The sequence below is a fragment of the Azoarcus indigens genome, from assembly GCF_004361735.1.
Classification (GTDB): domain Bacteria; phylum Pseudomonadota; class Gammaproteobacteria; order Burkholderiales; family Rhodocyclaceae; genus Azoarcus; species Azoarcus indigens.
Genome location: NZ_SNVV01000004.1, coordinates 148,374 through 162,204, shown reverse-complemented (window position 1 = coordinate 162,204; position 13,831 = coordinate 148,374). Strand labels below are relative to the sequence as shown.

Here is a 13,831-nt window from a genome sequence, read left to right as displayed (position 1 = left end):
CCTTGGCATCAAAGGCGAACTGCCCGGAAGTCGAAGGGAGGACGGCCTTCCCCCAGCCCGCCTCTCTCCGAAGCGAAAAAGGGATGGCTCTCCCGTCCAGGCAACCGCCGCCCCCCATACTCCGGCGGCCGGGTCGTTCGGCAGCTTCGAGCCAGATCTTGCGGCCACCTTGTCCCCCTCGGCATGCTCAGGGCGAACAAGGTCTCCTGTCTCGTTGCCGGTTTGCACCCCAGGAGCCTCCGGAACTCTCCACCCTATTAGCACTCTCAAACCTCGAGTGCTAAGATTCGGCACACGGAGGTATACATACATGTCTCAAGCCCTGTCGTTCCCGATTCCCGCTGCGGGCAGCATCGACCAGTACATCCAGTCGGTGAATCGCATGCCTCTGCTCAGCGAGCAGGAGGAAGTGGAGTTGGCGACCCGGCTGCGCGACGAAGGCAGCGTTGAAGCGGCGCGCAAGCTGGTCATGTCCCACCTGCGCGTGGTGGTGGCGATCGCGCGCGGCTACCTCGGCTACGGCCTGCCCCATGCCGACCTGATCCAGGAAGGCAATATCGGCCTGATGAAGGCGGTGAAACGCTTCGACCCGACGCGCGGGGTCCGGCTGGTGTCCTTCGCCATCCACTGGATCAAGGCCGAGATCCACGAGTACATCCTCAAGAACTGGCGGCTGGTGAAGATCGCCACCACCAAGGCGCAGCGCAAGCTGTTCTTCAACCTGCGCAGCATGAAGCAGGACAGCGGCACGCTGAGCAGCGACGAGGTTCGCGCGGTGGCGACCCAGCTGGGCGTGAAGCCCGAAGAGGTGGTGGAGATGGAGACCCGTCTCGGCGGCCGGGACATCCCGCTGGATGCAGGCAGCGACGATGAAGAGGATCGCTACGCCCCGATCGCTTATCTGCCCGACCCGCATGCCGAGCCTTCGGAAGTGCTGGAGCAGGCGCAGATGGCGCATCTGCAGGACAGCGGACTGCGCAACGCCCTGGCCTCGCTGGACGACCGCAGCCGGCAGATCGTGCAACGCCGCTGGTTGAACGAAGAGCAGAGCGCAACCCTGCATGAGCTGGCGGCCGAGTACGGCGTATCGGCTGAGCGCATCCGCCAGATCGAAGCCAAGGCGATGCAGAAGATGCGGGGAATGCTGGCGGAAGCGGTTTGAGCCCCTGCCGCACGGGATGAGAAAACGGCAGCGTTATCGCTGCCGTTTTTCTTTTCAGCGCCCTGCGAGCAAGCGCTTCAGGTCAGCAGCGATGTTTTCCGCCGTTTCGCCGTGCTTCACATAGAGGCGCAGCTTGCCCTCCGGATCGAAGACGTAGGTGCCGGCAGAGTGATCCACCGTGTAGTGGTTGCCACTGGTGTCGCCGCTCTTGCGATAGAAGACGCGGAAATCACGCGCCACGGCGGCGGTTTCCTCCAGGCTGCCGTGCAGGCCGACGAAGCGCGGGTCGAAGGCGGGGACGTACTGGGCCAGTAATTCCTCGGTGTCGCGCTCCGGGTCCACCGTCACGAACAGCACCTGCACCTTGTCGGCCTCCGGGCCGAGCTGGCGCATCACCTCGGCCATGGTTGCGAGGTTGGTGGGGCAGACGTCCGGGCATTGGGTGAAGCCGAAGAATAGGGTGACGGCCTTGCCGCGGAAATCGGCCAGCGTGCGCGCCTTGCCGGTGTGATCCTTGAGCGCGAGTTGCTTGCCGTAGTCGGCACCGGTGATGTCGGTGGAATGAAAACCGGGAGCGGAGGGGGTGCAGCCGGCAAGGGCGGCGGCCAGCGAAACCGCTGCCGCCAGGATCAGGGGTCGAAGCATCAGGAAGGTATCTCAGGGGCTCAGGTAGTGGTCTGCCAGCAGCGCGGCAAACAGCAATGATAGGTAGACGATGGAAAAGCGGAAAGTTCGGCGGGCAAGCGCGTCACTGTAATCGCGGTGAAGACGCCAGGCATAGCCGATGAAACGCAGGCCCAGCAGTACCGCGGTCGCGAGGTAAAGTGCCCCGCTCATGCGGGTAGCGAAGGGCAGCAGGGTGACCGCGAACAACACCAGAGTGTAGAGCAGCACCGACAGCCGGGTGAATTCCGCGCCGTGGGTCACCGGCAGCATCGGCAGGCCGGCGCGGGCGTAGTCGGCGGTGCGGTACAAGGCCAGCGCCCAGAAGTGCGGCGGCGTCCAGGCGAAGATGATGAGGAAGAGCAGCAGCGCGTCCGCGCCCACCTCTCCGCTCACCGCCGCCCAGCCCAGCACCGGCGGCATCGCACCGGCCGCGCCGCCGATGACGATGTTCTGCGGCGTGCGCGGTTTGAGGAACACCGTGTAGACCACCGCGTAGCCGAGGAAGGTCGCCAGCGTCAGCCACATCGTCAGCGTATTGACCGCGCCGCCCAGCAGCCACAGGCCGGCGCCACCGAGCAGGGCGGCGAAGACCAGCACCTCCGCGCTGCCCAGATCGCCCCGCGGTAGCGGCCGGCCGCGTGTGCGTGCCATCCGGGCGTCGAGCCGCTGTTCTATCAGGCAATTGACCGCAGCCGCCGCGCCAGCGACGCAGGCGATGCCCAGCGTGGCGCAGAACACCAGCGCGGGCGCCGGCAGACCGTCGGGCACCGCCAGGAACATGCCGATTACCGCGCAGAACACGATCAAGGCATTAACCCGCGGTTTGGTCAGTGCAACGAAGGAATGCAGGCGGCGCAGACCGTCGCCGGGGTTCAGGGTAATCGTCTTCATGCATGCCCCCTCTTGCGCATGGCCGTCGGCCGGAAGGGCAGCACCTGCCCATGGGAATGTGCCGCTGCCGACCATCCGATCCGGACAAGACCCGGCCGGGCACGGAAGCGCAGGCCCGCAGGCGCGGTCCGCAGGCAGAAGCCGTGATTGATCCACACCAGGATGCCGAGCAGCAGCGCGGCGCCGGCGTTGTGCGCCACCGCCAGCCCCAGCGGCAGGCTGAACAGCACATTGGCGATGCCGATGGTGACCTGCAGCAGCACGCCGCCGATCAGCGCCGCCCCCATCAGCGCCGAGGACGACTGCCGGCTCAGACGCCAACCGACAACGAGCAGGAAGCCGCCGACCAGCGCCGCGCCGATGCGATGCATCCAGTGGATCGCCGTCAGCGCGGCAAAGGACAGCGGCTCGCCGTCGGCCGTCATGCCCAGTTCGCGCACCACATGGAAGGCGTTGCGGTAATCGGTTTCCGGCCACAGGCTGCCGTGGCAGGTGGGGAAATCCGGGCAGGCGAGCGCGGCGTAGTTGGTGCTGGTCCAACCGCCCAGCGCGATCTGGCCGACCAGCAGCAGCAAGCCCAGCCGCAGCGCCGCCACCGTTGCTGGCGCGGCAGCCACTCGCCGGACACCCGAAGCCCGCAGCGCGATCCAGGCCAGCAAGCCGAGCACCGCCATACCGCCCAGCAGGTGGGCGGTAACGATGGCCGGCTTCAGCAGCAGGGTCACCGTCCATTTGCCGAGCAAGCCCTGCAGCACCACCACCGCGAGCAACAGCAATGCGGCTACCGGGGCGCTGCGCGCCGCCCCCTCGCGCTCGCCGCGCAGACGCCAGGCCAGCACGGCGATGGCGATCAGCAGCAGGCCGAGGCCGCCGGCCAGATAGCGGTGGATCATCTCCTTCCAGGCCTTCGCCAGGCTCACCGGGCCGTATGGATCGGCAGCATGGGCAGCGAGGATGTCGTCAGCGGCGTGATGCGGACTCAGCTGACCATAGCAGCCCGGCCAGTCCGGACAGCCGAGGCCGGCATCGGAGAGGCGCACGTAGGCACCGGCGACGACCACGATCAGCGTCAGCGCCAGCGCGACAAAGACGCAGCGGCGATAGGCCTTCATCACGCCCCCGGCCGCCGCCTTCATTGCCCCTCTCCCCGGCCCAGGGCGGAGTACTTCAGCAGCCGCTGAAGGTCCCGCATCATGCCGCGGGTGTCTTCGGTGGCATCCACTGCATCCGGGAAACGCATCATTACCTGCCCGCGCGGATCGACCAGGAAGACTCGCCCGGCATTCGCCTCCGGCAGGTTCTGCAACCACGCGCTGCTGGCGCGCGCCGCCCGCAGGCCGGCGTGCTCCGCCAGCAGCGCCGTCCCCGGCCGGCCTTCATCGCTCACCAGCCACAAGCGCGCGACCCGCTCCATCTCCTTGCCTTGCGCCAGGCGCGTCTGGCGCATGCGGTAGAGGGCGTCCAGGCAAACCGAGGGGCACGCGGCCGGCGCCGCCAGCACCAGCGTCCAGCGGCCGCGCAGTTCGTCTGCGGAGAACTCCGCTTGCCCCGCCACCCCTGGCAAGGTTTCAGCCCCCAGCGGCAGGGGTGTCAGCAGCATGCCGAAATTGACCCTGCCGGCCGGTTGCCAGACATAGAAGGCGAGGTAGGAAGCCAGCACCGGCAACACGCAGACCAGCGCCAGCGTCAGCAGCGTGCGCCGCCCCTGGCTGCGGCGCCGCAGCGCGGGAGACGGTGCCTCAGACAGGGTCGCACTTGCCATTGCCGGCCTTCTCGTTTCCATGTCGAACCCTCCGTTCAAGGCCACGCCGGGCGCGCCACCCGCTGATGCCGCCAAAAACCGTCGCCAGCGCGGCCAGGCCGTACCACTGCAGCGCATAGCCGCGGTGGCGATCAACGCCGGCATCCGGCCGCGGCCAGTCCCGCAGCAGGCCGTCGTCCGCGGCCGAGGTCTGCCAGAGCAGCCAGGCAGCAACCGGCGTTCCCGTGCGGGCCGTGTAGCGCTCGGCGTCCACCCGTTGCCAGCGCGGCCCATCCGCCCCCTCGCCACCGAGCGCGAAGCCGGCTGGCGGGGAGTAGTGCGCGCGCCCCTCCACATTCTGAGTGCCGGCGGGCGCCGGTACCTCCGGCAGCCGAGCCCGGTCCAGCCCGGCGGCGATCCAGCCCCGATTCACCAGCACCAGCCCGGAGCCATCCGCCAGTTCCAGCGGGGTGAAAACCTGGTAGCCCGCGCGGCCCTCGTGGGTGCGGTTGTCGAGAAAAACGGTGCCGCTGCTGCGCCAACGCCCCAGCAGCACCAGCGGCTGCCCCTCCTCCGGCCTCGCCCGGGCATCCACCGCCTTGGGCGCCTGTTGCGCGAGGGCGTCCAGCCGCACCTGCAGGGCGCTCTTTTCATCAGCGCGACGCAGCTGCCAATTGCCCAGTTGCAGCGTGAGCAAGGCCAGTGCGAGGCAGGCCAGCACCGGCAGCGCACGGAGGATCAACCGGTGCACCGGCGCATCCTCCCGCTGTCGTAGCGCATACGACTGAGCCGCCTCGCAGGGCGCCTCGTGCCCACTCCCGCCGCGCTGGCAGGCGACGGGGCCTCGCCCCTACACTGCAGACGCTCACCGGAGAGTTCAGCCATGCGCATCGTCGTCATCGCCTTTCTCGTGCTCATCGTCGCCAGCCTGGCGTCCGCCCTCGGCTTCCTGCTGCGCGACCGCGGCCGGGGCGCGCGCACCGCCAGGGCGCTGGCGATACGCGTGGGCCTGTCCATCACCCTGTTCCTGCTGCTGATGGCCGGCTTCGCCAGTGGTCTCATCGACGGCAAGCTCTGAGGCCGCCGGGGCTAGAGCCAATACACCACGACGAAGAGGATCAGCCACACCACGTCCACGAAGTGCCAGTACCAGGCGGCGGCCTCGAAGCCGAAGTGGTGCTGGGAGTTGAAGTGGCCCGCGACCGCGCGGCACAGCATCACCGTGAGCATGATCGCGCCCACTGTCACATGCAGGCCGTGGAAGCCGGTGAGCATGAAGAAGGTGGAGCCGTAGATGCCGGTATCCAGCCGCAGGTTGAGCTCGCCATAGGCATGCACGTACTCGTAGGCCTGGAAGCCGAGGAAGATGGCGCCGAGCAGGATGGTGAGCAGCAGGCCCAGCTTCAACTGGCCGCGCTTGTCCTTGAGCAGGCCGTAGTGCGCCCAGGTAAGCGTGGCGCCGGAGGTGAGCAGGATCAGGGTGTTGATCGCCGGTATGCCCCAGGCGCCCATGGGGGTGAAGGGCTCCACCGCCGCGGTGTCCAGCGCGCGCGGCCCGGCGTTCGGCCAAGCGCCGCTGTAGCCCTGCCACAGCAGCGCCTCATTCTCGCCGGAGGAGAGCGCCGGCACCGTCAGTACCCGCACGTAGAACAGGGCGCCGAAGAAGGCGGCGAAGAACATCACCTCGGAGAAGATGAACCAGCCCATGGACCAGCGGAAGGAAGCGTCCACCCGGGTGCCGTACTTGCCGCCCTGGGACTCCCGCACCACCTGCCCGAACCAGCCGAACAGCATGTAGATCAGGATGGCGATACCGAGGAAGAAGATCCACGGCCCGGCCTTGACCTGGTTGACCCACAGCGCCGCGCCGGCGCCGAACAGCAGCAGCGCCACGGAGCCGAAGATGGGGAACCGCGAGGGCTCCGGCACGAAGTAGCGTTCCAGCGTCTCACTCATGAGCTTCACCCTCCAGCTGCCATCGGTCCGGCCAGGCGGCACGACGGCTGTCCGCAAGCACTCTGCTGTCCTGCCTGCCTCACTCGCTGAACCGGATTGCTGTCAATTCGGTTCAGCCGGCGATGCCAGTCTTGCTGCCCTCTTCCCTTCGCGGGAAGAGGCAGGGGGAGAGGGGCGGCGGTTGAGCTGAACTGAAGCCGCCCCTGCAGGGCGCCCCTTCTCCCCGGTCCTCCCCCGCGAGAGGGAGGAAGAAAAACACCACTCGCGGCGTAAGCAACTTGGCCGAACAACATCGGCCTGTCCGCCCGTCCCCACCGCCGCCGCTCACGCCCCGCCCACCACCACCCGCACCACCGCAACCAGCACCAGCACGAACACCAGCCCGGCAATGAGTCCGGCGACGATCACCGCCTTCGGGTCCAGGGAGTTGGCGTCCTCCTGGTAGCCACGGCGTTTGCGCACGCCGAGGAAGGACCACAGCACCGCCCTCAAGGTCGCCAGGAAGCCCGCCCTGTCGCCCGCCATTCCCCGGCGCTCAACTTGTTCGCTGCCGGGGGCCGGCCTTGGGCGGCGGCGCCTCGGAAGTCTGACGCCGTCCCTCGACCTCGAAGAAGGTGTAGGACAAGGTCACCGTGTGCACATCGGCGGGCAACGCCGGATCAACGACGAACACCACCGGCATCAGCCGCCGCTCGCCCGCCTCCAGCGTCTGCTGCTGGAAGCAGAAGCACTCCATCTTGCGGAAGAACTGGCCGGCGAGCTGCGGCCCGTAGCTGGGCACCGCCTGCCCGGTCACCGGCTCCCCGCGCACGTTGGATACCTCGTAAGCCACTTGCACCAACTCCCCGGGATGCACCCTCAAGGAACGCATCTGCGGTTCGAAGCGCCAGGGCAGGTCATGGGTATTGGCGTCGAACTGGACGACCACGGTGCGCGAGGCATCCACCTGGGTGTTGAACACGCCAATGTGATCCGGCCTCAGCAACTGATTGAGGCCGGTGACCTCGCAGATCTTTTCGTAGAAAGGAACCAGCAGAAAGCCGAAGCCGAACATGACCAGCGCGCCGACGCACAGCCGCAGGAGCAGCTTCCGGTTCTGCCGTTCCAGGCGAACGGCTCTGGCTGCGTTCATGAGCAGTTCCTCCACACAGGGCATGAAGCCGGCCGCGAGGCGCCCCGCGCCGCCCCCTTCATGCGCCCAACACCTTGTACTTCAGGATCACCGCGACGAAGAAGGCAAGCGCCACCACCGCAAGCCCCAGGCCGGTACACAGGTTCTGCCGCTGGCGTTCCCGTTGGCGTTCCAATCTCGCAGCCTCCTCTTCTCGCCCGCGCTCACTTCACCAGCGGAGCTTCCTCGAAGGTGTGGTACGGCGCTGGCGAAGGCACCGTCCATTCCAACCCTTCGGCGCCGTCCCACGGCTTGGCCGCCGCCGGCTTGCCGCCGCGGGCGCACTTCACCACCACCGCCAGGAAGATCAACTGCGAAAGCCCGAAGCCGAAAGCCCCTATGGTGGCCAGCGCGTTGAAGTCGGTGAATTGCAGGGCGTAATCCGGAATGCGCCGCGGCATGCCGGCCAGGCCGAGGAAGTGCATCGGGAAGAAGGTGACGTTGAAGAACACCAGCGAGCACCAGAAATGCAGCTTGCCCAGCCTGTCGCTGGGCATGTGGCCGGTCCACTTGGGCAGCCAGTAATAGGCGCCGGCGAACAGCGCGAACAGCGAGCCGGCCACCAGCACGTAATGGAAATGGGCGACGACGTAATAGGTGTCGTGGATCTGGATGTCGATCGGCGCGATCGCGCAGATCAGGCCGGTGAAACCGCCGATGGTGAACACGAAGATGAAGCCGGTCGCCCACAGCATGGGCGGCTCGAAGCTCAGCGAGCCGCGCCACATCGTAGCCACCCAGTTGAACACCTTCACCCCGGTGGGCACCGCGATCAGCATGGTCGCGTACATGAAGTACAGCTGGCCGACCGCCGGCATGCCGGTGGCGAACATGTGGTGGGCCCACACCACGAAGGACAGGATGGCGATCGAGGCGGTGGCATACACCATGGAGGCGTAGCCGAACAGCGGCTTGCGCGCGAAGGCCGGGATGATCTGGCTGACGATGCCGAAGGCCGGGAGAATCATGATGTAGACCTCCGGATGGCCGAAGAACCAGAAGATGTGCTGGTACATCACCGGATCGCCGCCGCCGGCGGCATTGAAGAAGCTGGTGCCGAAGTGGCGGTCGGTGAGGATCATGGTCACCGCGCCGGCCAGCACCGGCATCACCGCGATCAGCAGATAGGCGGTGATCAGCCAGGTCCAGCAGAACAGCGGCATCTTCATCATCGCCATGCCGGGCGCACGCATGTTGAGGATGGTGACGACGATGTTGATCGCCCCCATGATGGACGACAGCCCCATGATGTGGATGGCGAAGATGGCGAAGTCCATGCCCATGCCCATCTGCACCGACAGCGGCGCGTACAGCGTCCACCCGGCAGCGGTGGCGCCGCCCGGCACGAAGAAGGAGCCCAGCAGCAGGATGGCGGCCGGCGGCAGCAGCCAGAAGCTCCAGTTGTTCATGCGCGCGAAGGCCATGTCGCTGGCGCCTATCATCAGCGGGATCTGCCAGTTCGCGAAGCCGACGAAGGCCGGCATGATGGCGCCGAACACCATCACCAGCCCGTGCATGGTGGTGAGCTGGTTGAAGAACTCCGGCTGTACCACCTGCAGGCCGGGCTGGAACAGCTCGGCCCGTATCGTCAGCGCCATCACGCCCCCGGACAGGAACATGACGAAGCTGAAGATCAGGTACATCGTGCCGATGTCCTTGTGGTTCGTCGTGGTCAGCCAGCGCATCAGCCCCGACGGCGCGTGGTGATGATGGTGGTCCAGCGGATCCGGGATGACGGCGGCCATGCGGTGCCTCCTGCCTGGGTTGCCCTTGATTTCGCCTGCGGCGCTCAGCTCTTGTTTCGCCCCGCCTTCACTTCCGCCGGCTGTACCGCCTCGCCGGTGTGGTTGCCCCAGCTGTTGCGGGTGTAGGTGATGACGGCGGCGACGTCGGCGTCCGACAGCGCGCCGCCAAAAGGCGCCATGGCGGTGTTCGGCCGGCCGTGCAGCACGATGTCGATCTGCCCGGCCTTGTCGCCCAGCACCACCTGGGAGCCATCCAGCGGCGGGAAGGTGGGCGGCAAGCCCTTGCCATTGGCCTGGTGACAGGCGGCGCAGATGGTGCCGAACACCTGCTCGCCCCGCGTCATCAGCTCCGCCATGGACCACTCGCGGGCCTCGTCGGCGGCGGCGCCGGCCGCCTTCTCCCGGTGCTCCGCCACCCAGGCGGCGTACTTCTCCGCCGACACCACATGCACCTCGATCGGCATGAAGGCATGGTCGCGGCCGCACAGCTCGGCGCAATTGCCCCGGTACACCCCCTCCTTGTCGGCGCGGAACCAGCCATCGCGGATGAAACCGGGAATCGCATCCTGCTTCACCCCGAAGGCCGGCACCCACCAGGAATGGATGACGTCGTTGGCCGTCAGCAGCATCCGCACTTTCTTGCCGACCGGCACCACCACCGGGTTATCGACCTCCAGCAGGTAGTTCTCGCCCTTGGCGGCGCCGCCCTCGATCTGCTCGCGCGGCGTGGAGAGACTGGACAACAGGCGTATGCCCTCGCCTTCGCCCTGCAGATAGTCGTAGCCCCACTTCCACTGGTAGCCGGTGGCCTTGATGGTGAGATCGGCCTCGGAGGTGTCCTTCATGGCGATCACCGTCTTGGTCGCCGGCCAGGCCATGCCGAGCAGGATGAGCACCGGGATCACCGTCCACGCGATCTCCACCGTGGTGTTCTCGTGGAAGTTGGCGGCAACCGCGCCACGGGAGCGGCGGTGGTGGATCACCGCCCAGAACATCACCCCGAACACGCCGACGAAGATGACTAGGCAGATCACCAGCATCAGCGTATGCATGTCGTGGATCTGCTCGGCCAGGCCGGTAACCGGTGTCTGCAGGTTGTAGCGCGCGGGCGCGCCCTGGGCCTGCGCCGCCGCAGCCGGGACGAGAAGAAGCGTTGAAGCTGCAATGCGAGCGGCAAGACCCATGTCCCAACCCCCATCGATGCAGTTTCGGCGACAGGCGGAACAATGGCGCGCAGCCAACTCGGGCCGCACAAGTGCGCATCCAGGAATCACAGCTTTGGGGCTGGAAACGGGCACCGCCATCGTCCGCCGCATCGGCCGGAACGATCCTCCATCGCGGAAAGCCTTGTTTTTCGTGGTTCCCGGCCTTTCCGCACGGTCGATCCGATCATGCCATAGTGAATTTCTCGGTCGCAATACGATATTTTGATGAAAGTCAATATGCTGCAGCGCGATATTTGCTAAGCGCAAGAAGGGGCGTGCGGCACGGGGATGCAGTCCGGGTTTTCCCACCGGTAAAAATGCTGCGCCGCAATATGAAAACACCTTGATCTGCAAGGCATTTGCACCTATCGCAGCCCTATTTCCATACGCTACCGAATGGAAATGGCCGTATAATTCCGCGCTTCGCAGGCGGCCGGCGATCCCGACCGCCCGACATCAGCAAGAGGCCCAAGGCCCGATCCCCATTCGGCAGACACAAGGCCCGCCACCCGCGGGCCCGGCATCACGACCGGGGCGTGAAGGAGGCAAAGGAGGACGCACCCGAGGTGCGCCCATGGTTCCCCCTACGCTTTCCATCGTCATGACCTCTTCCGACCGTATCCTGTCTCCCGCACTCCGTTCCAAGCTGATGAGCGCAGAAGCCGCCGCCGCGCTCATTCCCTCCGGCGTCAATGTCGGCATGAGCGGCTTCACCGGCGCCGGCTATCCCAAGGCCGTTCCCGGTGCGCTGGCCAAGCGCATCATGGACGCCAACCTGCACGGCAAGAACTTCAAGATCGGCGTGTGGACCGGCGCCTCCACCGCGCCCGAGCTGGACGGCGCCCTCGCCATGGTGGACGGCGTCGAGCTGCGCCTGCCCTACCAGTCCGACCCCACCTGCCGCAAGCGCATCAACGCCGGCGAAATGGAATACCTGGACATGCATCTGTCCCAGGTCGCCCAGTTCGTCTGGTTCGGCTTCCTCGGCAAGCTGGACGTGGCGGTGGTGGAAGTGGCCGGCGTGCTGGAGGACGGCCGCCTCATCCCATCCTCCTCGGTGGGCAACAACAAGACCTGGCTGGAGCAGGCGGACAAGATCATCCTGGAGGTGAACACCTGGCAGAGCAGCGCGCTGGAGGGCATGCACGACGTCTACTACGGCACCGCGCTGCCGCCCCACCGCAAGCCCATCCCGCTGGTGAAAGTGGATGACCGTATCGGCGAACCCTATCTGCGCTGCGACCCGAGCAAGGTGATCGCGGTGGTGGAAACCACCACGCCGGACCGCAACTCCGCCTTCAGCCCGCCGGACGAAAGCTCCCGCCTCATCGCCGGCCACATCCTGGAATTCTTCCAACATGAAGTGAAGAAGGGCCGGCTGCCGGCAGAACTGCTGCCGCTGCAATCCGGCGTCGGCAACATCGCCAACGCGGTGATGGCCGGGCTGGACCAGGGCCCCTTCAACAACCTCACCGCCTACACCGAGGTGCTGCAGGACGGCATGCTGGACCTTTTGAAGTCCGGCAAGCTGGCGTGCGCCTCCGCCACCGCCTTCTCGCTGTCCTCGGCGGCGCTGGCCGAGCTGAATGCCGACCTCGCCCGCTACCGCGAGCGCATCATCCTGCGGCCGCAGGAGATCTCCAACCATCCGGAACTGATCCGCCGCCTGGGCGTGATCGCGATGAACGGGATGATAGAGGCCGACATCTACGGCAACGTCAATTCCACCCACGTCATGGGCACCCGCATCATGAACGGCATCGGCGGCTCCGGCGACTTCGCCCGCAACGCCTACATCTCCATCTTCATGACGCCCTCGCAAGCCAAGGGCGGCGAGATCTCCTGCATCGTGCCGATGGCCTCGCACGTGGACCACACCGAGCACGACGTGCAGATCATCGTCACCGAGCAGGGCCTGGCCGACCTGCGCGGGCTGTCGCCCAAGCAGCGGGCGAAGGTGGTCATCGAGAACTGCGCCCACCCGCACTTCCGCCCGGCGCTCAACGACTACTACAAGCGCGCCCTGCTCCACTCCGAGGGCAAGCAGACGCCGCACCTGCTGGACGAGGCCCTGTCCTGGCATCTGCGCTACCTGCGCGGCGGCCAGATGTAAGGCGGCGACCGGCCCGCGCCCGCATCACGCGCGGGCCGGCCGCTGCATTGCCTTAGTTCTGAACTTATAGGCTCAGGTGCTTAGGCACGCCGGCGAATCCTCCTAGAATGGCGCGACCCGACTTTTCCCCGGAGGAATCCAGATGAAGATCGCCAGCAACGTCACCGAACTGATCGGCAACACCCCGCTCGTCCGCCTCAACCGCCTGGCCGCGGGGCTGGACGCCACCATCGCCCTCAAGCTCGAGTTCTTCAACCCGGCCCACAGCGTGAAGGACCGCATCGCCGCGGCCATGCTGGACGCCGCCGAGCAGGCCGGCAAGATCGGCCCGGACACCATCATCCTCGAGCCCACGTCCGGCAACACCGGCATCGGCCTGGCCATGGTCTGCGCCGCACGCGGCTACAAGTGCACCATCGTCATGCCGGAAACCATGAGCCGCGAGCGCCGCCTGCTGATGAAGGCCTACGGCGCCGAGCTGATCCTGACGCCAGGGCCGGACGGCATGGGCGGCGCCATCGCCAAGGCCAGGGCCCTGGCCGAGGCCGACCCGCGCTACTTCATCCCGCAGCAGTTCGAGAACCCGGCCAACCCGGAAATCCACCGCAACACCACCGCCGAGGAAATCTGGCGCGACACCGACGGCCAGGTCGACATCTTCGTCTCTGGCGTGGGCACTGGCGGCACCATCACTGGCGTCGGCGAAGTGCTGAAGGCGCGCCGCCCGGGCGTGAAGATCGTCGCCGTCGAGCCGGATGCCAGCCCGGTGCTGTCCGGCGGCCAGAAGGGCCCGCACCCCATCCAGGGCATAGGCGCCGGCTTCGTGCCCGCCATCCTCAACACCGAGGTCTACGACGAAGTCGTCCGGGTGAAGAACGAGGACGCCTTCACCGTCGCCCGCGCGCTGGCCGCGCAGGAAGGCCTGCTGGTCGGCATCTCCTCCGGCGCCGCGGTGCAGGCCGCGCTGGAAATCGCCAAGCGGCCGGAGAGCAAGGGCAAGCTCATCGTCGTCGTCGTCCCCTCCTTCGGCGAGCGCTACCTATCCACCGCGCTGTACTCCCACCTGGAGGCCTGATCCCGCGCGGGATCCCCACCGCCCTCCGGCAGCAACACCGCGGGGCCGGGCAGAAGCGCAGGCTTCTCCCCGGCCCCGCTGCCGTATTACGCTTCACACCCTGCCC

At 66.9% G+C, this 13,831-nt stretch carries 14 protein-coding genes; 4 read left to right on the top strand and 10 right to left on the bottom strand.

Annotated features, from left to right (window positions below; translation table 11 throughout):
- Nucleotides 1–310: 310 nt before the first annotated feature.
- Entirely contained in the window at nucleotides 311–1,162 is an 852-nt protein-coding gene (gene rpoH / locus C7389_RS06685; RefSeq protein ID WP_133589617.1) for an RNA polymerase sigma factor RpoH, read from the top strand.
- Between the two features lie 54 nt (nucleotides 1,163–1,216).
- Here the strand turns inward: rpoH and C7389_RS06680 are convergent, their stop codons facing one another.
- From C7389_RS06680 to C7389_RS06660, 5 genes are read right to left on the bottom strand one after another with little or no spacing between them, the layout of a single operon-like run.
- Entirely contained in the window at nucleotides 1,217–1,807 is a 591-nt protein-coding gene (locus C7389_RS06680; protein WP_133589615.1) for an SCO family protein, read from the bottom strand.
- Between the two features lie 12 nt (nucleotides 1,808–1,819).
- The gene (gene cyoE / locus C7389_RS06675; protein WP_133589613.1) at nucleotides 1,820–2,719 is read right to left on the bottom strand and encodes a heme o synthase; all 900 of its coding nucleotides are present in this window, start codon (nucleotides 2,717–2,719) and stop codon (nucleotides 1,820–1,822) included.
- A complete protein-coding gene (locus tag C7389_RS06670) occupies nucleotides 2,716–3,855 on the bottom strand; it encodes a COX15/CtaA family protein (RefSeq protein ID WP_246034660.1) in 1,140 nt (379 codons plus the stop codon). Before C7389_RS06670 ends, cyoE begins: the two co-directional genes overlap by 4 nt.
- The gene (locus C7389_RS06665; RefSeq protein ID WP_246034659.1) at nucleotides 3,852–4,481 is read right to left on the bottom strand and encodes an SCO family protein; all 630 of its coding nucleotides are present in this window, start codon (nucleotides 4,479–4,481) and stop codon (nucleotides 3,852–3,854) included. The genes C7389_RS06670 and C7389_RS06665 overlap by 4 nt, the downstream gene beginning before the upstream one ends.
- Nucleotides 4,459–5,211, bottom strand: coding sequence for an SURF1 family protein (locus C7389_RS06660; protein ID WP_133589611.1), 753 nt, complete (start codon nucleotides 5,209–5,211; stop codon nucleotides 4,459–4,461). Before C7389_RS06660 ends, C7389_RS06665 begins: the two co-directional genes overlap by 23 nt.
- Nucleotides 5,212–5,343: 132 nt before the next feature.
- Here C7389_RS06660 and C7389_RS06655 point away from each other — a divergent pair, with 132 nt between their 5' ends.
- Nucleotides 5,344–5,538, top strand: coding sequence for a twin transmembrane helix small protein (locus C7389_RS06655; protein ID WP_133589609.1), 195 nt, complete (start codon nucleotides 5,344–5,346; stop codon nucleotides 5,536–5,538).
- A gap of 11 nt (nucleotides 5,539–5,549) precedes the next feature.
- Here the strand turns inward: C7389_RS06655 and C7389_RS06650 are convergent, their stop codons facing one another.
- From C7389_RS06650 to coxB, 5 genes are all read right to left on the bottom strand, one after another.
- On the bottom strand, nucleotides 5,550–6,416 hold the full coding sequence (locus tag C7389_RS06650) for a cytochrome c oxidase subunit 3 (protein ID WP_133589607.1): 867 nt from the start codon (nucleotides 6,414–6,416) through the stop codon (nucleotides 5,550–5,552).
- A 324-nt stretch (nucleotides 6,417–6,740) separates the two neighbouring features.
- Entirely contained in the window at nucleotides 6,741–6,941 is a 201-nt protein-coding gene (locus tag C7389_RS06645; RefSeq protein ID WP_133589604.1) for a DUF2970 domain-containing protein, read from the bottom strand.
- Between the two features lie 10 nt (nucleotides 6,942–6,951).
- A complete protein-coding gene (locus C7389_RS06640; RefSeq protein ID WP_133589602.1) occupies nucleotides 6,952–7,548 on the bottom strand; it encodes a cytochrome c oxidase assembly protein in 597 nt (198 codons plus the stop codon).
- A 203-nt stretch (nucleotides 7,549–7,751) separates the two neighbouring features.
- Nucleotides 7,752–9,332, bottom strand: a complete 1,581-nt coding sequence (gene ctaD / locus C7389_RS06635) for a cytochrome c oxidase subunit I (protein WP_133589600.1) — start codon at nucleotides 9,330–9,332, stop codon at nucleotides 7,752–7,754.
- 44 nt (nucleotides 9,333–9,376) lie between these two features.
- On the bottom strand, nucleotides 9,377–10,516 hold the full coding sequence (gene coxB, locus C7389_RS06630; protein ID WP_133589598.1) for a cytochrome c oxidase subunit II: 1,140 nt from the start codon (nucleotides 10,514–10,516) through the stop codon (nucleotides 9,377–9,379).
- 595 nt (nucleotides 10,517–11,111) lie between these two features.
- Between coxB and scpC the strand changes: the two genes are divergently transcribed.
- Nucleotides 11,112–12,650 (top strand): succinyl-CoA:acetate CoA-transferase ScpC, encoded by a 1,539-nt coding sequence (gene scpC / locus C7389_RS06625; protein ID WP_425455563.1) that lies wholly within the window; start codon nucleotides 11,112–11,114, stop codon nucleotides 12,648–12,650.
- A gap of 142 nt (nucleotides 12,651–12,792) precedes the next feature.
- Nucleotides 12,793–13,725 carry a cysteine synthase A gene (gene cysK, locus C7389_RS06620; protein ID WP_133589596.1) on the top strand — a complete coding sequence of 311 codons (933 nt, stop codon included), beginning with the start codon at nucleotides 12,793–12,795 and terminating at the stop codon, nucleotides 13,723–13,725.
- Nucleotides 13,726–13,831: the final 106 nt, after the last annotated feature.